General features: G+C 62.3%; 18 protein-coding genes. 15 read left to right on the top strand and 3 right to left on the bottom strand.

Features of this window, described 5'->3' with window-relative positions:
• The first annotated feature begins 12 nt into the window (after nt 1-12).
• The 9 genes from BH682_RS21820 (at nt 13) to BH682_RS21780 (ending at nt 8,837) form a co-directional block, all read left to right on the top strand.
• Nucleotides 13-816 carry an ABC transporter ATP-binding protein gene (locus BH682_RS21820; protein ID WP_003940309.1) on the top strand — a complete coding sequence of 268 codons (804 nt, stop codon included), beginning with the start codon at nt 13-15 and terminating at the stop codon, nt 814-816.
• Nucleotides 813-1,526, top strand: a complete 714-nt coding sequence (locus tag BH682_RS21815) for an ABC transporter ATP-binding protein (RefSeq protein ID WP_003939931.1) — start codon at nt 813-815, stop codon at nt 1,524-1,526. Before BH682_RS21820 ends, BH682_RS21815 begins: the two co-directional genes overlap by 4 nt.
• A 3-nt stretch (nt 1,527-1,529) precedes the next feature.
• Nucleotides 1,530-2,426: a branched-chain amino acid ABC transporter permease gene (locus BH682_RS21810; protein WP_003940241.1), complete on the top strand. Its 897-nt coding sequence runs from the start codon at nt 1,530-1,532 to the stop codon at nt 2,424-2,426.
• Complete coding sequence (locus tag BH682_RS21805) at nt 2,423-3,511, top strand: branched-chain amino acid ABC transporter permease (protein WP_030534909.1); 1,089 nt, start codon at nt 2,423-2,425, stop codon at nt 3,509-3,511. Before BH682_RS21810 ends, BH682_RS21805 begins: the two co-directional genes overlap by 4 nt.
• Nucleotides 3,512-3,569: 58 nt before the next feature.
• Nucleotides 3,570-4,853 (top strand): ABC transporter substrate-binding protein, encoded by a 1,284-nt coding sequence (locus tag BH682_RS21800; RefSeq protein ID WP_003939841.1) that lies wholly within the window; start codon nt 3,570-3,572, stop codon nt 4,851-4,853.
• Nucleotides 4,854-4,866: 13 nt separating this feature from the next.
• Nucleotides 4,867-6,588 carry a class I adenylate-forming enzyme family protein gene (locus BH682_RS21795; protein ID WP_075834074.1) on the top strand — a complete coding sequence of 574 codons (1,722 nt, stop codon included), beginning with the start codon at nt 4,867-4,869 and terminating at the stop codon, nt 6,586-6,588.
• Nucleotides 6,585-6,986: a nuclear transport factor 2 family protein gene (locus tag BH682_RS21790; RefSeq protein WP_021345212.1), complete on the top strand. Its 402-nt coding sequence runs from the start codon at nt 6,585-6,587 to the stop codon at nt 6,984-6,986. Before BH682_RS21795 ends, BH682_RS21790 begins: the two co-directional genes overlap by 4 nt.
• Before the next feature lie 4 nt (nt 6,987-6,990).
• On the top strand, nt 6,991-7,971 hold the full coding sequence (locus tag BH682_RS21785; RefSeq protein WP_223304417.1) for an LLM class F420-dependent oxidoreductase: 981 nt from the start codon (nt 6,991-6,993) through the stop codon (nt 7,969-7,971).
• A 65-nt stretch (nt 7,972-8,036) separates the two neighbouring features.
• Nucleotides 8,037-8,837 carry a crotonase/enoyl-CoA hydratase family protein gene (locus BH682_RS21780; RefSeq protein WP_075834072.1) on the top strand — a complete coding sequence of 267 codons (801 nt, stop codon included), beginning with the start codon at nt 8,037-8,039 and terminating at the stop codon, nt 8,835-8,837.
• Nucleotides 8,838-8,883: 46 nt separating this feature from the next.
• On the opposite strand, the gene BH682_RS21775 is transcribed toward BH682_RS21780, so the two are convergent.
• Together BH682_RS21775 and BH682_RS21770 are read right to left on the bottom strand one after the other, a co-directional pair.
• Complete coding sequence (locus tag BH682_RS21775) at nt 8,884-10,185, bottom strand: MFS transporter (protein ID WP_075834070.1); 1,302 nt, start codon at nt 10,183-10,185, stop codon at nt 8,884-8,886.
• Nucleotides 10,186-10,452: 267 nt separating this feature from the next.
• Complete coding sequence (locus BH682_RS21770) at nt 10,453-11,640, bottom strand: ROK family transcriptional regulator (RefSeq protein WP_003946405.1); 1,188 nt, start codon at nt 11,638-11,640, stop codon at nt 10,453-10,455.
• A 194-nt stretch (nt 11,641-11,834) separates the two neighbouring features.
• Here BH682_RS21770 and BH682_RS21765 point away from each other — a divergent pair, with 194 nt between their 5' ends.
• The 3 genes from BH682_RS21765 (at nt 11,835) to xylB (ending at nt 13,874) form a co-directional block, all read left to right on the top strand.
• Nucleotides 11,835-12,065: a DUF3263 domain-containing protein gene (locus BH682_RS21765; protein WP_020970382.1), complete on the top strand. Its 231-nt coding sequence runs from the start codon at nt 11,835-11,837 to the stop codon at nt 12,063-12,065.
• Nucleotides 12,066-12,134: 69 nt separating this feature from the next.
• Nucleotides 12,135-12,452: a WhiB family transcriptional regulator gene (locus BH682_RS21760; RefSeq protein WP_003946343.1), complete on the top strand. Its 318-nt coding sequence runs from the start codon at nt 12,135-12,137 to the stop codon at nt 12,450-12,452.
• Between the two features lie 24 nt (nt 12,453-12,476).
• Nucleotides 12,477-13,874: a xylulokinase gene (gene xylB, locus BH682_RS21755; protein WP_075834068.1), complete on the top strand. Its 1,398-nt coding sequence runs from the start codon at nt 12,477-12,479 to the stop codon at nt 13,872-13,874.
• Nucleotides 13,875-13,881: 7 nt separating this feature from the next.
• On the opposite strand, the gene BH682_RS21750 is transcribed toward xylB, so the two are convergent.
• Nucleotides 13,882-14,598 (bottom strand): HAD family hydrolase, encoded by a 717-nt coding sequence (locus BH682_RS21750; protein WP_075834066.1) that lies wholly within the window; start codon nt 14,596-14,598, stop codon nt 13,882-13,884.
• A gap of 142 nt (nt 14,599-14,740) precedes the next feature.
• Between BH682_RS21750 and cycA the strand changes: the two genes are divergently transcribed.
• The 3 genes from cycA to BH682_RS21735 all read left to right on the top strand — a co-directional run bounded on the left by cycA (nt 14,741) and on the right by BH682_RS21735 (nt 18,728).
• Entirely contained in the window at nt 14,741-16,204 is a 1,464-nt protein-coding gene (cycA, locus tag BH682_RS21745) for a D-serine/D-alanine/glycine transporter (RefSeq protein ID WP_030534902.1), read from the top strand.
• Nucleotides 16,205-16,326: 122 nt separating this feature from the next.
• Nucleotides 16,327-17,097, top strand: coding sequence for a M23 family metallopeptidase (locus BH682_RS21740; protein WP_003946431.1), 771 nt, complete (start codon nt 16,327-16,329; stop codon nt 17,095-17,097).
• Nucleotides 17,098-17,222: 125 nt separating this feature from the next.
• Nucleotides 17,223-18,728 (top strand): glutamate-cysteine ligase family protein, encoded by a 1,506-nt coding sequence (locus BH682_RS21735; RefSeq protein ID WP_065351259.1) that lies wholly within the window; start codon nt 17,223-17,225, stop codon nt 18,726-18,728.
• The last annotated feature ends 5 nt before the right edge of the window (nt 18,729-18,733 follow it).

Below are 18,733 nucleotides of genomic sequence, written 5' to 3'. Positions count from 1 at the left end.
GAGGTGAAACCAATGCTTGGAAACACACCACCCGCACAACCTGCGAATGACCCGGTCGTACTCACGCTCTCCGATGTATCGATCGAATTCGGCGGAGTCACGGCTCTCGACGACGTCGGCTTCGACGTCCACGCCGGCCAGATCTGCGGACTCATCGGGCCGAACGGCGCTGGTAAGACCACGCTGTTCAACTGCATCACAAGGATTTACGAACCGAGTCGCGGTGTCATCACCTGGCAAGGAACCGACCTCTTGGGATTGCGGCCCTATGCATTGGCATCTGCAGGGATCGCTCGGACCTTCCAGAATCTCGCACTGTTCAGCGGCATGAGCGTCTTCGACAACACCATGGTCGGCGGATCGTCTCGGGGCCGCTTCGGACTGGCGAGCGGGCTTCTCGGCTGGCCTCCAGCGCGCGCCCGAGTCCGAGAACTGCGAGAGAAGGCCTGGTACCTGCTCGAACGCCTCGAACTCGTCGACGTCGCGAACGCGCCGGCAGCAGGCCTTCCGTTCGGAACACTCAAGCGCGTCGAACTGGCACGAGCATTGATGTCCGAGCCTTCGCTGCTTCTGCTCGACGAGCCCGCCGGCGGGCTCACACACAGCGAAGTCAAGGAGTTGGGAGAACTGATCGTCTCGCTCCGCGACGACTTCGGCTTCGGAGCGCTTCTGGTCGAACACCACATGGGATTGGTGCTGGGTATCTCCGATCACGTTGTCGCACTGAACTTCGGCCACAAGATCGCTGAAGGTACTCCGGCGGAGATCCAGCAGAACGACGCCGTGATCAATGCTTATCTGGGGCGAGCGGCATGAGCCTGCTGAGCGTCGATGATCTGCATGCCGGTTACGGGCGAGGCAATGTACTGCACGGGGTGTCGCTCGACGTGGAACCCGGCGGGGTCGCTGTTGTTCTCGGCGCGAACGGTGCCGGCAAGACCACCATGATGCGCGCGCTTGCCGGATTGATTCCGCACCAGGGAACGATCACCTTCAACGGTTCGCCGCTCGGATCCAAACCTGAACGCGCCGTGGCCGCCGGCGTCAGCCTTGTCCCACAGGGCCGTGGAACTCTCGGTCAACTGTCGGTACGTGACAACCTGCTCGTCGGCGCTGCGCTTCGCAACGACAAGGCGGAGATCGAGGCCGACATCGAGCGGTGGTGTGAGACATTTCCGGTGCTCGCGAGGAGGTCCACACAGTTGGCAGGTTCGCTGTCAGGCGGTGAACAGCAGATGCTCGCGGTCGCGCGGGCATTGATGAGCCGTCCCACCCTTCTTTTGTGCGACGAACCGAGCCTGGGTCTGGCGCCCATCGTCATCGCCGAATTGTTCGACACGCTCGGTGCGATCAACCGGAGCGACGGAACTGCACTGCTGATCGTGGAACAGAATGCCGATCTCGCGATGAAACTCGCGTCGAAGGTCTTCCTGCTCGACGTAGGCACCATCGTCGCTGCCGGCACGCCCGAGGAATTTCGTTCGGACGACGTCGTGCGCAGCGCCTATCTCGGGTACCAGGAGTAAACGGTGACACTCTTTCTCGAACGACTCATCTCCGGATTGACCAACGGCTCGATCTACGCAATTCTCGCGCTGGCACTCGTGGTGGTGTTCCGTGCCACCGGCACGATCAACTTCGCTCAGGGCGAGTTGGCCCTGTTCACAACCTTCGTGGCGTGGTGGCTCACAACGATGTCCTGGCCGATCTGGGCCGCGATCGGAGCGGCTCTCGCTCTCGGCTTCCTGCTCGGGGCGTTGATGGAGCGTCTGCTCATCCGGCCGGTTCAACGTAGAAGTGACATGGCAGTGCTGATAGTGGCACTGGGATTGTTCACCGGGCTCAACTCGTTGGCCGGAATGCTGTGGGGGAGCGAAACGAAGATCATGCCGAGCCCGTTTCCCAACGGTCCCACCGACTACATCTCGGTGGGCGGCGCGCGCGTGTACGGCGACGCACTGGGCGTACTGGTTGCGCTCGTTGTCCTACTTGTGTTGATGTCCTTGCTCTTTCGCAAGACGAGAGTCGGTCTGCACATGCGTGCCGTCGCGGACAATGCCGAATCTGCCACTCTCGCCGGAGTTCCGACCAGCCGGATACTCGCAATCGGCTGGGGTGTTGCGGCAGCGATCGGCGCACTGGCCGGTGTCCTGGTCACTCCGCTCTCGCCGCAACAACTCGGCCTCACGACCATGTTCCCGATCTTCATCGCAGCATCTGCGGCAGCGCTGTTCGGCGGTCTGGACAGTCTTGTCGGCGCAGTTGTGGGTGGGTTGACGATCGGTGTTCTGGAATCAATGCTCAGCGGCTACATTTCGGTCATCGGCGGTTCGCTGCAGCAGACATCCGCGCTACTGATCATCGTGGTGATCCTCTTCGTCAGACCCAATGGACTGTTCGGTACCAAGAAACTGGAGCGGGTATGACGACGCTTGCCGAGAGAAATGAACCCGCGGTCGCCGAAAAGGCAGTCAGGCAGCCGCGTGTGGTGGTTGCCGGATCGACGTCGTACCGGATACTCCAACTGGTTCTGCTGGTGGCTGCCGTCTGTGCCCTGCTCCTCGTGTCGCAGAGCGCGCCGTTTCGCGTAGGGCAGTTCACGAGTGTCTTCATCATCGCGATTGCCATCGCCGGACTGAATATCGTCAGCGGGTACACCGGACTTCTGTCGATCGGCCATTCTGCCTTCTTCGGCCTCGGCGCGTACACGACCGGCGTTCTGATCGTCGATCGCGGATACTCGCCGTTGACCACAATCCCGATGGCAGTCGTATTGTGTTTCGTACTAGGACTTCTCGTCGGGCTTCCCTCCTTGCGGATCAAAGGGCTGTATCTGGCTCTCGTTACCCTCGCCGTCGCTGTGGCGTTTCCCGAAGTGATCCGCAAGACCGGGGATCTCACCGGTGGCGCGGCCGGCATGGTCGTTCGTGCGAATCTTCTGGTCCCGCCGAAATGGACGGGTTTGACCCGCGCGGACACCTATCTCTGGATCTTCTGGGTTTCGGTAGTGACGCTGGCAGTGGTCATGCTCCTGATCCGCAATCTCGTCAAGAGTCGATTCGGTCTGGCAATGGTTGCGGTGCGCGACAACGAGATTGCGGCGAGTGCGAACGGCATCAACGTCGCGCGGGTCAAGATTCTCGCTTTCGGACTTTCCGGCGCGATCACCGGTCTGGCAGGTTCGCTGTTCACGATGTACATCGGCGCGCTCTCACCCGAGTCCTTTTCGTTGATGAAGTCGATCGAGTTCATCACCGGACTGGTGTTGGGCGGAATCGCAACGCAATTCGGCCCGATCGTCGGGGCGACGGCAGTGGTGTTCCTGCCGTACTACACCGGAAGCGTCACCGACGGCCCCGTGTCGGGAGTGGTGTTCGGCGCGGTGCTGATCGCGATCGTGTTCTTGATGCCGGACGGAATCGTCGGCCGGATCAACAGCGTTCTCCGACGGTTTGTCCTCGTGGTTCCCGCAGATCATCCCAAGTATCGCGAAGGTGAACCCCGCACCTGAGCGCCGTCTCCCTCGCCCACTCTCGTTTCTCTCAACTCACAGCAAGGAACTGGACGATATGAAAAGGCAGACCACGATTCCCGCAGTCATCGCCGCTGCGGCACTACTCCTTTCGGCCTGCGGAGGTAACTCCGACGCAGAGAGCAACACGTCGACCTCGGCCGGAGCAGTATCGGTCGACGACTGCAGCGATCCCAGTGGTGCCGCGGCGCCGATCACCGACAAACTCACGGTGGGGTGGAGTGGGCCGACGTCCGGCCCGCTCGCCGACGCGGTCGGCAACGTGATCGAAGGAATGCGAGCACGGTTCGAGGTCGAGAACGCGGCCGGCGGCGTCGGCGGCGTCAAGCTCGACGTCGTGGTCAAGGACGATGCCTTCTCCCCGGAGCGCGCCAAAGCCAATGTCGGAGAGTTCATTCAGAAGGACAAGGTCGACGTTCTGGGCACGTTCGGAGCAGGCCAGTTGAACGCCATCGCGGACGACCAGACCACTGCCTGTGTTCCACTGCTCTTCGCGCAGGCAGGCATGCCCGAGTTCCGGGTGATCGAAGACTTTCCGTGGACCACGGAGTATCTACCGGATCCGGGCGTCGAGATGGAGGTAGTGGTCGAAAGCCTGAAGAAGAAGTATCCGAGCGGCGCCAAGGTTGCCTTGGCCACGAACCAGACCGAGTCCGGACAAGGGATCGCCAACGGCTTCAAGTCCGCGATCGAAGGAACGAACTTCGAGATCGCAGCCGAAGAGGCGCTGACCGACCCCAAGACGGCGGCATCGACCCTCAAAGCCAGTGGCGCCGAGGTATTGGTGGTGGCCGGTGTCACCACCGATTGCCTCGCGATCACCCAGGCGATCGGACGTGTCGGATGGAAGCCCGACACCGTGATTCAACCGTCGAACTGCGTCGACGGTGCGACGCTGTATGCGCCCGCCGGTGATGCTGCCGACGGGCAGCAGGTGATGGTGTGGCTCAAGGATCCCAACAACGCCCTCTACAAGGACGACGCGGCGGTACGTGACTACCTGGCCGGTGCGGCTGCTCACGGTGCCGATTCCCCGACCAACAGCTACACCGTGAACGGCTGGGCCATCGGTGACCTGTTGGTGGACAACTTCACTCGGGCCTCTGAGTCATCCGACGGACTCTCACGCGCCAGCATCATGAGTGCCGCACGAACGCAGGACTACCACCCGCCGATGTTCATCGACGGAATCAAATTCACGATGACCGCGGACCATGCATTGGGAATCCTGGCATTCCAGCCGTTCGAGTGGAACGCCGCTACCCAGGCGTTCGAGAAGCAAGGCGACGTGATCGACATTTCCGGCCGTTACGAGAACTGAAACGAGTACGCGAATGAACAAGGCACACAGGGGATTGCATCCTCGCGTCAAGGTGGACGAATACACCTCGAAAGGGTGGTGGTCCGACGAGACGATCGATCAGGTGTTCCGGGCGCAGGTGCGGGTACGCGGTGACGAACTTGCCGTGGTTGATCCGGCGAACCGGAGCGAGTTGTCCGGCGGAGATCCGCGACGCCTCAGTTGGAACCAACTGGAGAGCGAAGTCATCGCGCTCGCTGCCGGCTTCTCCGAGGTGGGTTTGGGCCGGGGAGATGTTCTGGGCGTGCAGATGCCCAATACCGTCGAATTGGTCGAGGTCTACCTTGCAGCGTGGTCTCTGGGGATCGTGGTCTCGCCATTGCCCATGCAGTACCGCGAACGTGAAGTGGAAGGAATGGCAAACCAGGCGGCGTTTGCAGCATTTGTCACCGTACCCAGTTTTGGTGACAGACTCCCTGCTACGGAGATCGCTGCAATCAGATCCCGGATTCCCTCTCTGAGATCGGTGTTCGCCTACGCTCCCGCATCCGAGCTTCCGGCCCAGTTGCCCGCCGGTGTCGTGGGGCTGTGTCCTCGGGCGGCCACCGAAACACAGCGCAGTGAATTGGATGTACGAATCACCGAAGATCCCAACGACCCCAACGATGCGATGACGATCTGTTGGACCTCCGGGACCGAAAGCGAACCGAAGGGGGTCCCACGTTCGCACTACGAGTGGCTGGCCATCTGCTGGGCCACGATCGACGCTCCCGACATCGGAGTCGGCGACGTCTTGTTGAACCCGTTCCCGATGGTCAACATGGCCGGAATCAACGGAATGTTCCTGCCGTGGCTCCGCACGGGATGTGTACTGGTACAGCACCACCCGTTCGACCTTCGAGTATTCCTCGGGCAGATCGAGGCCGAGCGCGTGACGTACACGGTAGCGCCGCCTGCGCTGTTGTGGATGCTGCTCGCCGACGAGTCGATGCTCGCGGCGGTCGACCTGTCGAGCTTGACTCGGATCGGTTCGGGTTCGGTGCCACTGCAACCTCCGATGGTCCGGGGATGGCAGGAGCGATACGGAATCGGAGTCATCAACTTCTTCGGATCCAACGAAGGCATCAGTCTGCTCTCCTCGCCTGCGGACATGCCGGATCCGGACGACCGCGCACGGTACTTCCCCCGCTTCGGTGTCGAGAACTTTCGCTGGAGCACCAGAATCTCGGACTGGATGGACGTTCGCTTGGTCGACGTGGTCACCGGCGAGGACATCACGGAAGTCGGGCACCCGGGTGAGTTGCGAATCAGCGGACCGACGGTCTTTGCCGGCTATCTCGGCGATCGGCCGTCTCCGTTCGACGAGCGCGGATTCCTCTGCACCGGAGACATCTTCGAGATTGCCGGTGATCACGGGCAGTTTCTCCGCTACCTGGACCGGGGGAAGGACCTCGTGATCCGCGGCGGAATGAACATCGCCCCAGCCGAACTGGAGGGATTGATCGCCGAGCATCCGGCCGTTGCGGACGTGGCCGTCATCGGCGACCCCGACGAAGTACTCGGTGAGCGCGTCGCAGCAGTGGTGACACTTCGACCCGAGACGGAACTCGAACTCGATGCTCTGGTTGCGTTCCTGAAGGACAAGCGCATCGCGTCGTACAAACTTCCCGAGCGGCTGGAGATTCGGAAAGAACTGCCGCGCAATTCGACCGGAAAGATCCTCAAGCGTGAGCTTCGACAGAAGAGTGTGGCATGAGTGTGATGAACGACAGTGACAAGCTTGCGTTGGCGCGTGAGATGTTCCAGGCGTGGGACGTCATGGACTGGACACGCGTCGTCGACTTGTTCGCCGAGGACGGTGTGCTCCACAGCGTCATGCAGGAACCTCTTGTCGGCAAGGAGGCCGTTGCGGGCCGAATTGCGTTACTGGCAAGCAAGTGTGAACGGATCACACTGAAGATCGAGTCTCTCGGCGTGATCGACGGAAGGGTATTTGTGCAGCGAGTGGACGACTTCCACTTCGACGGTACCCATGGCGTCGTTCCTGTTGTCGGAATCCTCAGCATGGCAGACGGACGGATCACCGAGTGGCTCGAGTACTACGACCGTCCGACACTGTTGGAGGGAATGGGTCTTGTCTCCGACTTCGAGTAGAGGTTTGCCGACCATCGACATCTCCCTGGGGTTGTGGCAGGACCGTCCGCCGCGGGAGGTGACCACTACCGCGCGCCTCGCCGACAAACTGGGGTTCGGCCGAGTGTGGGTGGGGGAGATGGCGACGTACGACGCCTTTGCGCTGGCGACGTCGGTCGGCGTCGGCTTCGAGTACTCCGAACTGGTGGTCGGCCCACTCGCGGTGACGGTTCGTGATCCGGCGATGATCGCGATCGGGGCGGCGTCGGTGGCCGATCTCACCGGGCGCCACGTGTCGATCGCCTTGGGTACGTCCAGCACTGTCGTGGTCGAAAAATGGCATGGACGAAGCAGGTCCGGGGCAGCTCGGGCGCTCGCGGAGTCCGCCCGCGGTGTACGAGCGCTGATGGACGGTGAACGGGGCGAAGTCGCCGGAACGGTGATGCGGACCAGCGGATATCGGCTGCGACTTCAGCCGCCAAGTGGGCGGCTGATCGTTGCGGCATTCGGGGACAAGGCGCTTCGGGCCGCGGTGGAGTTGGGCGACGAACTGGTGCTCAATCTGGTCAGCCCGGAGCAAGCGGGGCGCCTGATCACACGGTGCAAGGAAATCGCCGCCGAGTTGGAAACCGGCATGCCTTTCGTGTCGGTGTGGGCACCGGCTGCCGTCGCCGAGAATGGACCGTCACAGGTGTCGATCGATCAACTTCGACGCGGGCTCGTACCGTATCTGGCTGCTCCGGGGTACTCGGACATGTTCGTCCGCGCGGGCTTCGCTGATGTGATCGAGGCAGCCAGGGCCGGGGCCGCGCCGCGCGAGCTCTTGAGCCAGGTCTCGGACGCGATGGTGGCAACGGTGGGAATCGTCGGGACTCCGGCCGATGCCCGCGAGCAACTCGAGGCGTACCGAGCGGCGGGAGTGGACTCCGTCGTGGCCGTGCCGTCATCCACTGATTCGGACCCGGCCGGGCAAGAGACCATGGAACTTCTTGCCGAGATGGCATGACGAATCCCCGGGGAACTTACTCTCAGGTAAGTTCGTCGGGGATATGTCGAATCGGAGGAGTTGCCGTGAGTGATCGTGTTCGTGTCGAGGTAGTGCAGTCGGTGGCGTACGTGACGCTCAGCCGACCGGAGAAACTCAACGGTCTCGATCTGGACATGCTCGACGCGCTGGTGAATGCCGCTCGAACGATCGAAACCGATCGTTCGATTCGGGGCGTGGTTCTGCAAGGCGCGGGTGACGCATTCTCTGCCGGGTTGGACTTCGCTTCTGCGGGCAAGCAGCCGAGGCGGATGGCAAAGGCCTTCGCGAAGTTTCCCGGTCAGAAGACCAACCTCTTCCAACGCGCGTGCTGGGTGTGGCGCGAATTGCCCGTGCCGGTCATCGCGGTCGTTCACGGGCACTGCTTCGGCGGGGGACTGCAATTGGCGCTCGCCGCAGACTTTCGATTCACCACCCCCGATTGCACGTTCTCGGTGATGGAGGCGAAGTGGGGATTGATCCCCGACATGACCGGAACGGTCACGATGCGCGAACTCGCGGCAATGGACGTCGTGAAACGCCTCGCCATGACTGCTGAACTGTTCGACGGAAATCAGGCTCTCGAGTGGGGGTTCGTGAGCGGAGTCAGCGACAATCCGATCAAGCCGGCACAGGAACTGCTGTCGCAGATCGCGGTTCGCTCGCCGGACGCCGTCGCAGCGACGAAGACGTTGCTGCACAAGACCTGGAACCGCTCGCCTCGCGGCGCGTTCTGGATCGAATCGCGGATCCAACTGGCGCTGATGCGAGGCAAGAACCACAAGATCGTGCGTACAGCGAATGCTGCGAAGAAGTTGCCGGAGTTCGCCATTCGAAAGTTCGGCTGACGAACTCCGGCATCGCGACGCCGTTGGGCGTCCACATTCAGGTCGATTACACCATCAGGTCTCGTCCTGATCGATCCTTGATGAGCATCGTGGCGACGAACGAGACCGCGGCCAGCAGGGCGAGGTATATCGAGATGGCAAGGGTGCCAACGGTCTTGCCGAGGAGCCACTGTGCGACGGTGGGAGCAAAGGCGCCGCCGAAGATGGTGCCTACCGCGTAGGAGATCGACGCACCGCTGTAACGGATCGAAGCCGGGAACAGTTCGGCGAACAACGCGGGTTGAGGTCCGTACGACAGCCCGAGTCCGACCGAGAACAGGATCATCGCCACGTAGATCCAGCCGAGATTCCCGGTGTCGATGAGGAGGAAGAACGGCACCGCGAAGAGGACCATTGCGAGGTTGCCCACGTTCATCACCGTGGTGCGGCCGCGTCGATCCGACCAGTAGGCGCCGATCATGGTGAAAACGCCCCACGTGACGGCACTTGCGAGCGTGGCAATCAGTAGTTCGGTCTTACCCAGGCCATAGGTCTTGGTTGCGTACGCGACGATGAATCCGCCGATCACCATGTAGCCGTTGCCGTTTGTGCCGATGAAGGACAGCGCCGCGAGTACGACCTGCTTCGGGTGTTTCTTGAACAGAGTTCGGATAGGCGTGTTGCTCTCGGTGCGGCGTTCCTTGAGTTCGGCGAATACGGGTGACTCGCTGACCTTGCTTCGAATGTAGAAGCCGACGCCGATCAACACGACGCTGAGCAGGAACGGCACTCGCCATCCCCAGGTGGTGAACTGTTCGTCCGTGAGGGTGAACGTGCACAGTGCCAAAACGCCGGTGGCGAGCAACATTCCGAGCGGTACTCCCATCTGTACGAACGCTCCGAAGAATCCTCGACGCTTGGTGGGTGCGTGTTCGACGGCAAGAAGAGCGGCCCCGCCCCATTCGCCGCCCGTCGAGAATCCTTGGACGACGCGAAGCAGGATCAACAGGATCGGTGCCCAGATTCCGATCGATGCATACGTCGGCAGCACGCCGATGAGAACCGTCGCGGCACCCATCATCGCCAACGTCGCGACCAGGACACGTTTGCGGCCGAGCCTGTCGCCGAGATAGCCGGCCACGATGGCACCGAGAGGACGGAAGACAAAGCTGATGCCGACCGTGACGTAGGAGACGATCTGGCCTGCCGAGCCCATCGGCTTGAAGAACAGGTCGGCAAAGATCAGGGCTGCAGCTTGGGCGTAGATGAAGAAGTCGTACCACTCGACGGTGGTGCCGACCATCGACGCCATCGCGGCGCGGTCGTATTCCTTCGCGGCGGGCTTGGTGCCAGTTCTGGTTGTGGTCATCGAGCTACTTTCTGCCAGTCACGTGGTTCACCGACACGGTGAAACTGCGAAGTCGGAACAGGGGAGAAACGCTGTTCGATCTGCGACGTTGCCGGTGTGCTCGGTGCATGCTTTTGGCTGACTCGGAGCGTTCCTGCGCGATCTCATCGTCGATATCGACAACCGAATGATCGGTAGGTAATGAATTATGCAGAAGTGTGAGCGTCAACACAAGCGATGCCGGAAAAGTCTGATTTTTTGATGCGGAGCGTGCGAGAAGTCAGCGACTCACGTGTGGAGTGACGCCGCGATCCGCAGATCGATTTCCCTGGCGCTGAGCAGATGGTCGAGGACGAGAACCGCACAACCGAGGATGCCGGATTGTGCGCCGTGGCTGACCGAAGCGATCTGAAGCTTTCGGGTGGCAAGCGCCGTTGCGTTGCCGTAGACGGACTCCCGAAGCCCGGCGAGGAAGAGTTCGTCCGCCTCGGCCATGTCGCCGCCGATGATCAGGACCTCGGGATTGAGGAGATTGACCGCGCCGGAAATGACGTCGCCGATCAGTCGGCCGCTGCTTCTGATGAGCCGGCGGGCTTCGCTGTCGCCGTCCAGGGCGAGGCGAACGACATCACGCACGTGACCGACGCTTCGGCCCTGATCTCGGAGGGCGTGCACGAGAGCCCAACCGCTGGCGACAGTTTCGACGCAGCCGACGTCGCCGCAGCGACACTTCATGCCCCGCGCTGCAGCGGTTTTGGTATGCCCGATCTCGCCGGACGCTCCGAGTGAACCGCGTTGGAGGACTCCGCCCATGACGATTCCTGCGCCGAGGCCGGTTGACGCCTTGATCATCAGGAGGTTGGGCGCACTCTCGCGTCGCTCGCTCAATTCGGCCAGAGCCATCACGTTGGCATCGTTGTCCGCGAACAGCGGAGCCGTGGTCACCGATGCCAGATAGGGGGCAAGCGCGACTCCGTCCCACCCCGCCATCATCGGAGAGTCGAGGCTTGCTCCCGCGGCGACGTCGACCGTTCCGGGAATGCTCAGTCCGATTCCGATGACCTCGGTAGACGCGCGGTGGACCTGGGCCAGTAGTGACGAAAGATGCTCGGCAATTTCGGGCATCAGTTCGTCGGGGCCGACCCCGACCGACTTGTCGATGTCTTCTGCCGCGAGGATCGTGCCCGCCAGGTCGGTGACGGCAAGTTGTGCCCGCGATCGACCGATTGCCACGACGAGAACCACGCCGGACGAGTTCGCGAACGTGAGAGTGGACGGCGGCCGACCGCCTGTCGACGGGCCCTCGTCGTCATCGGCGATCAAACCAAGCGATTGAAGTGCTGCAACCCTGGCCGATACCGCCGTCCTGGACAGGCCGGTGAGCTTCCCGATCTCGCTGCGCGTGGTCGCGGAACCGCTGCGTATCAGCGTGAATACCTCTCCCGCGGTAGCCGGAGTCGTGGACGGTCGGGTCATTGTCCTATTCAAGCATTCCTCGTCGGTAACTTCAGCGTGCGAAAGTTCGCATACTTTGTCCACAAAAAGACGTAAGTAGGTCTTGTGAAAAAGCAGAAGTAGGCATAGTCTGTGTCTTGACTCACTGCCACGGGCGTCCGAGGAGACGAGTCGCAGTTTCTGTGAAGCAGGGCGCACAAACAGGGGAGAACCTGATGAGCCGCACCGATACACAAGAGATCGTCGAGTTCGCACGTAAGTGGCAGCAGTTCGACGGTGGACCTGACGAAGAGATCTTCGTAACCTTCGGCCTCGCCCCGGACGAGTATTTCCGCAGGCTGCAGGCAATTCTCGACGACGGCGTCGTAGCGCTGACTCCGCCGGTCACCGGCGAACTCGCAACGGTCTGTGCACATCGACTCGGCCAATCGGCCAGGCGTCGATAAGTCCGACCCGGCGTCAGCCCAGAGTCACCCGAATCCGTGTCACCCGAGTAAGGAATTGAGGTCGCCATCATGCACAAGCACCTTCCGATGCCGTACCCGACCGCCGAAGTGTGGGACTGGCAGCTGCAGGGAGCGTGCCGCGGGCACGATTCCGCGGTGTACTTCCATCCGGACGGCGAGCGTGGACACGCCCGCGAGAACCGTGAACGCAACGCCAAGAAGGTCTGCGCGACGTGCCCTGTACTCCAGCAGTGCCGCGAACACGCACTCTCCGTCCACGAGCCGTACGGCATCTGGGGTGGAATGACGGAGACCGAGCGCGCAGAATATGTGCGATCGCTGCGTAAGCGCAGCAACCGGATGCCCGCGGTCGCCAACGCGAGCTGACGGTCCTTCGGAAAGGACGCCAGTGTGGCCCTCGTAGCCGGTATCGATTCGTCTACCCAGTCGTGCAAAGTCATTGTCCGTGATGCCGATTCGGGAGAGCTGGTACGAGAAGGGCGGGCGGCGCATCCCGTCGGTACCGAGATAGATCCGGCATGCTGGCTCGAGGCGATGGACAGTGCAATCGCCGCGGCGGGTGGGCTCGGCGACGTCGCAGCCGTATCGGTCGGAGCTCAACAGCACGGCATGGTGTGTCTGGACAGTGGCGGCGAGGTTGTCAGACCGGCGTTGCTGTGGAACGACACTCGGTCGGCGAAGGCTGCGACCGATCTGGTCGAAGAGCTCGGCGGACCCAAGGCGTGGGCCGACGCAGTTGGTGTAGTTCCGGTCGCCGCGGTCACGGCAAGCAAGCTTCGATGGCTGGCAGATCACGAACCCGGCAACGCCGATCGCACTGCCGCGGTGTGTCTTCCGCATGACTGGTTGTCCTGGAAGTTGGGTGGGTCCGGCTCGATCGAGGAGCTTGCCACCGACGCGGGCGACGCCAGTGGAACCGGCTATTATGCTGCCTCGACGCGCGAATATCGTAAAGATCTGCTGGCGTTGGCATTTCGCGGTCGAACCCCGCATGTTCCCCGAGTTGCATCGCCGAACGAAAAGATCGGAAGTACACGTTCCGGAGGTATTGTCGGGCCTGGCACCGGTGACAATGCCGCAGCCGCACTGGGTTTGGGGGCAGTTCCCGGTGACGTGATCCTCTCGATCGGAACATCCGGCGTCGTCTCGGCTGTATCGGCCACCCCCACGCACGATCCCGGCGGGAACGTGGCAGGATTCGCGGACGCAACCGGCCTGCACTTGCCGCTGGTGTGCACTCTCAACGGCGCGCGCATTCTTGATGCGACGGCGTCCATTCTCGGTGTCGATCACGCCGAACGGTCGCGGTTGGCGTCGACGGCGCCCCTCGGAAACGACGGGCTGGTCATGATTCCGTACTTCGAGGGTGAACGGACGCCCAACCGCCCTGACGCCACGGGGGCCATGCACGGATTCCGGCTGCAGAACTCGACGCCTGCGCACTTTGCACGAGCCGCAATCGAAGGACTCCTGTGCGGCTTGGCCGACGGCGTCGACGATCTGGTTCGTCAAGGCGTCGAGGTGAAGCGAGTTCTGCTCGTGGGAGGCGGAGCGAAGTCGCGCGCTCTCTGTGAGATCGCGCCGGCAATTCTCGGAGTGCCGGTCGTGATTCCTGCTCCGGGTGAGTACGTCGCCGAAGGGGCGTGCAGGCAAGCAGCATGGGCACTGTCCGGGGACACGCAGCCGCCGGTGTGGCCGAAACCGGAAGAGCGACGATTCGACGCCGAACCAGCTCCCCACGTGCGCGAGCGCTACGCGTCGTTGCGCGAACTCACCGAAGGTGTCTGAGCGCTCCCTACAGAAGCCCGAACTTCCGCACTGCGTCGAGTAGCGCGTGCGGGCGTTCGGTCGTCGGCAGGGGATCGACGAGTGCGAACTGGCAACCGACGTCTCGGGCAGCGCCGTCGGCGATGTCGCTGTCACCGACCATCAGAGCCTGCGCCGCATCCACATCGAGTTGTGCGAGGGCGTACTCGAAGATCGCCGGTTCGGGCTTGACTGCACCCACCTCGAACGAGAGAACGAACTCGTCGACCCAGACGTCCCAGCCGCGGTCGGCGAACGCCGGACGGATGTCGAAGGCGATGTTGCTCAAGACGGCAGTGCGTATGCCCTTCTCCGACAGTGACTTCAGGACCTCGCCGGTATCCGGGTACGGCGACCACTGATCCGGATCGACCAGCAGGGCGTAGAAAGCTTCGGCCCGAACCGGATCGGGCACCCCGGACTTACTCAACACGTCGAGGTAAGCCTGACGATGCAACTTCGGATCCCGGTCGCGGTTCTCCCACGCGTAGATCCCCGCTTCGTCCATCTCCACGGTTCTGCCCACCGGCGCGGTCATCCGACGCATCAGCTCGGCTTGAGCGTGCACGTCGAGCGGATCGCCTTGGTGATCGACGAGGTGCTCGGTCCAATCGTCGCTCTCCTCCAAACGGAAGAGGGTTCCGGAGAAATCGAACAGCGTCGCGGCGATATGTCCGTCTTGATGGGCCGTGCTGTCAGTGTTCACCTCGACAGGTTATCGGCGTCCGCTTTCCGATGCGTGATGTGAGCCAGTGCACGCGTACTTTGAGAGAGCACATTTTCCGAGGTTCCCCCGACGGGCACGATTTCGATGCCCCGGATGAACCGTATGACGAGGGGGATCCTCCGTGTCCGACCACGCGAATACACCAGACCTGACGAAGCCGTCCGGCGAAGACCCCCACCTCTCACGTCAGCTGTCCAACCGGCATATCCAGCTGATCGCCATCGGTGGTGCCATCGGCACCGGACTGTTCATGGGATCGGGCAAGACGATCTCGCTCGCCGGGCCCTCCGTGATCTTCGTGTACATGATCATCGGATTCATGCTCTTCTTCGTCATGCGGGCGATGGGGGAGCTGCTGCTCTCGAACATGGCGTACAAGTCGTTCTCCGACTTCGCCGCGGATCTGCTGGGCCCCTGGGCGGGATTCTTCACCGGCTGGACCTACTGGTTCTGCTGGATCGTCACCGGCATCGCGGACGTCATCGCGATTTCCGGGTACTTCAAGTACTGGTGGCCAGGGCTCGCGGCGTGGATTCCTGCTTTGCTGACGATCGCGGCGCTGCTGCTCCTCAATCTCCCGACCGTTCGCGCCTTCGGTGAAACCGAGTTCTGGTTCGCGCTGATCAAGATCATCGCCATCGTCAGCCTGATCGTCGTCGGCATCGTCATGGTCGTCTCCGGGTTCACGGCGCCGAACGGTGCCACCTCCGGTATCGACAACCTCTGGAACGACGGCGGGATGTTCCCGACCGGATTCATGGGCTTCGTCGCCGGCTTCCAGATCGCCGTGTTCGCCTTCGTGGGTATCGAGCTCGTCGGTACGACGGCAGCCGAGGCGAAGGACCCGGAGAAGAACCTGCCGAAGGCCATCAACTCCATCCCCATTCGTGTCCTGCTGTTCTACGTCGTTGCACTGACCGTGATCATCGCGGTGACTCCGTGGCGTGAAATCAGCGCAGACAAGAGTCCGTTCGTCGCCATGTTCACACTCGCCGGCCTCGGCATCGCTGCATCTGTCATCAACTTCGTCGTGCTGACCTCCGCTGCATCTTCGGCCAACTCGGGTATCTACTCCACCTCGCGCATGGTGTTCGGCCTTGCGCAGGAAGGCGACGCACCGAGGGCCCTCGGCAAGCTGAACTCACGCAAGGTCCCCGCGAACGCCCTGATGTTCTCGTGCATCTTCCTGCTGGCGTCGTTGATCCTGCTGTTCTCGGGCGATTCCGTGATCGAGGCCTTCACCGTCGTCACGACCATTTCGGCGCTGCTGTTCATGTTCGTGTGGACGATCATCCTGGCGAGCTACATGGTGTACCGGAAGCGTCGTCCGCACCTGCACGAGGCGTCGAAGTTCAAGATGCCCGGCGGCATCGTGATGTGCTGGGTCGTGCTCGCGTTCTTCGTCTTCATTCTCTGGGCACTGACAACCAAGGACGACACCCTGCAGGCACTTCTCGTCACGCCGATCTGGTTCGTGGTTCTGGGCATCGCGTGGGCGATCATCCGGCGTCGACCCGCTCACCGGGCACGATACGACGCATTCAAGTCAGAACTGGACGCCAGCCGACAGAACGGCGAGAAATAGTTTTGGTCAAGATCGGGTAACGGTGGCGGCCGCCTTGATCAAACTGTTACATTCTTCGGCAGACAGAGGAGCGGGCTTCATCAGAAGGACGCTGCACGCCGACGACTGACGGAGTACACACTGTGGGAAACCACCACCGCACGGGCAATGACGATGTTGTCTTCGAGATCGATCCCGAGGCAGCAAGCGGCCGCCACCGCACCCCGTCGGCTGGCCCTGGTGCCGGTGTCAAGGCAGGTGTCGTAGCTGCGGCTACCGGTGCACTCCTCGTCGGTGCAGGCCAGATGGGCGCAGGAACCGCTGCTGCGGCGCCGGCAACACAGACCATCGCCGGCATCGAAATCCCGCAGGGTCTGCTCCCCGAGGGCGTTGTCGTTCCGGCTGAATTGGCGGCACTTCCGGCTCTCGACATCCCCGAGCTTCCCGATTTTGCTGCCGACCTCAATACGCAGGCACAGCAGTTCCTCGCTGGGATCAACCCCGGCACCTCAGCTCGTACCGTGCAGCCGGTGTCCGGAACGCTGACCTCCACCTTCGGTTCGCGCTGGGGAGCACACCACGGTGGCCTCGACATCGCGGCTCCGATCGGTACGCCGATTCTGGCTGCAGCCGACGGCCAGGTCATCGACGCCGGCCCGGCGTCAGGTTTCGGCCTCTGGGTCCGCGTCCAGCACGACGACGGCACGGTCACCACGTACGGCCACGTCAACGACTACCAGGTCAACGTCGGCCAGCGTGTCAACGCCGGCCAGCAGATCGCCACCGTGGGTAACCGTGGCCAGTCCACCGGCCCGCACCTGCACTTCGAGGTTGCCGAGAACGGCGCAAAGGTCGATCCCGCAGCGTGGCTGCAGGCTCGCGGCGTAGCTGTCACCTGGGTCGACAACTCGTAGAAGAAACTTTCGGAGAACTGCGGTGGCGTCGGGAAATTCTTCCCGGTGCCACCGCAGTTCTCGTTTGTCGGTGACACCGGACGGATAGCCTTCAGTGACGTTGATCGTCGAAGGGGGAATGCGCAATGGGTGCAGAGGTCACGGCGCGAGAATTCACCAGAGCCGACCGTAGGCTCTTTCGTAAGAAGGTGCGCTCGTGCGTCGACGCCATGAAGCAGATGCTCGACGGTGGTGACTTCCGAGACGCCGTCGACAAGCCCGCTCCGCTGTTGGGCATGGAGATCGAGTTCAACCTCGTGACCGGCGACATGACGCCCGCGATGTCCAACCGTGAAGTACTCGAATCCATCGACGACTCTGCGGTTTTCCAAACCGAGCTCGGACAGTTCAACGTCGAGATGAACGTCGAGCCCGGCCCACTCACCGGTGATGCGACTTTCGAATTGGAGAAGAAACTGCGGGCGTCCCTCGACGTCGCAGACGCGCGAATCCACGCGCACGACGCCGAGATGGTGATGATCGGGATGCTGCCGACACTGCAGCTCGAGCATCTCGATCGAGAGTGGATCACCGCCAACCCGCGCTACGAATTGCTCAACGAGCAAATTTTTGCCGCGCGAGGAGAGGACATCGAACTCGACGTCGAAGGTGTCGCGCTACCCGGCGGCGACGTGGAAACCCTTCGGGCCGACACCAATTCGGTGGTGCCGGAGGCGGCATGTACGTCCATGCAGTTGCACCTGCGCGTCGCGCCGGAAGAATTCGCAGCGCACTGGAATGCCGCGCAGTGTCTGGCCGGAGTACAGGTGGCGCTTGCGGCCAACTCTCCTTTCCTGGCAGGCAAGGCGCTTTGGCACGAATCACGCATTCCGATCTTCGAACAGGCAACGGACACCCGAACTTTCGAGCTCAAGAACCAAGGTGTGCGACCGCGAGTGTGGTTCGGTGAGCGGTGGATCCATTCGGTTCTCGACCTGTTCGAGGAGAATTCACGGTACTTCCCGGCGCTGCTCCCTGATGTCTCGGACACCGATCCGCTGGAAGTGCTCGCGGCGGGCGGGGTTCCGGAGTTGAGCGAGCTTCAGATGCACAACGGCACGGTCTATCGCTGGAATCGGCCCGTCTACGACTGCTCGGATGGCAAGCCGCACTTGCGTATCGAGAATCGGGTGCTGCCGGCCGGGCCGACCGTCGTCGACATCATGGCCAATGCGGCCTTCTACTACGGAACCGTTCGCGCATTGGTGAACGCGGAGCGGCCACTGTGGTCGCACATGTCGTTCCATGCGGCAGAAGAGAACCTGCACATCGGCGCCAAGTACGGACTCGACGCCACCCTGTACTGGCCGGAGATCGGTTGGGTCGGTGCCGACGAGTTGGTCCTGCGAAGGCTGCTGCCGTTGGCGGACGAGGGTTTGGCCGACTTCGGATTGTCCGCCGCGGCCCGCGATCGGTACCTCGGCGTGATCGAAGGGCGGTGCATGAATCGGCAGACCGGTGCCGCCTGGCAACGCGAGCAAGTGGCGCACGCGGAGGCCTCGGGCGCGGACCGCTCGACTGCGCTCACCGGAATGCTCCGCGGTTACGTGGAGAACATGCGGACGGGAGATCCTGTTCACACCTGGTCCTGATTGCA

This window comes from Rhodococcus sp. YL-1 (assembly GCF_001942025.1).
Classification (GTDB): Bacteria; Actinomycetota; Actinomycetes; order Mycobacteriales; family Mycobacteriaceae; genus Rhodococcus_F; species Rhodococcus_F qingshengii.
This window is presented reverse-complemented; position numbering and strand designations above follow the sequence as displayed.

Bases quoted from the DNA above. Each gene is read 5' to 3' on its own strand.
- BH682_RS21820 (WP_003940309.1), top strand. From the start codon at position 13: ATGCTTGGAAACACACCACCCGCACAACCTGCGAATGACCCGGTCGTA.
- BH682_RS21815 (WP_003939931.1), top strand. From the start codon at position 813: ATGAGCCTGCTGAGCGTCGATGATCTGCATGCCGGTTACGGGCGAGGC.
- BH682_RS21805 (WP_030534909.1), top strand. From the start codon at position 2,423: ATGACGACGCTTGCCGAGAGAAATGAACCCGCGGTCGCCGAAAAGGCA.
- BH682_RS21800 (WP_003939841.1), top strand. From the start codon at position 3,570: ATGAAAAGGCAGACCACGATTCCCGCAGTCATCGCCGCTGCGGCACTA.
- BH682_RS21795 (WP_075834074.1), top strand. From the start codon at position 4,867: ATGAACAAGGCACACAGGGGATTGCATCCTCGCGTCAAGGTGGACGAA.
- BH682_RS21790 (WP_021345212.1), top strand. From the start codon at position 6,585: ATGAGTGTGATGAACGACAGTGACAAGCTTGCGTTGGCGCGTGAGATG.
- BH682_RS21775 (WP_075834070.1), bottom strand. From the start codon at position 10,185: ATGACCACAACCAGAACTGGCACCAAGCCCGCCGCGAAGGAATACGAC.
- BH682_RS21770 (WP_003946405.1), bottom strand. From the start codon at position 11,640: ATGACCCGACCGTCCACGACTCCGGCTACCGCGGGAGAGGTATTCACG.
- BH682_RS21765 (WP_020970382.1), top strand. From the start codon at position 11,835: ATGAGCCGCACCGATACACAAGAGATCGTCGAGTTCGCACGTAAGTGG.
- BH682_RS21760 (WP_003946343.1), top strand. From the start codon at position 12,135: ATGCACAAGCACCTTCCGATGCCGTACCCGACCGCCGAAGTGTGGGAC.
- BH682_RS21735 (WP_065351259.1), top strand. From the start codon at position 17,223: ATGGGTGCAGAGGTCACGGCGCGAGAATTCACCAGAGCCGACCGTAGG.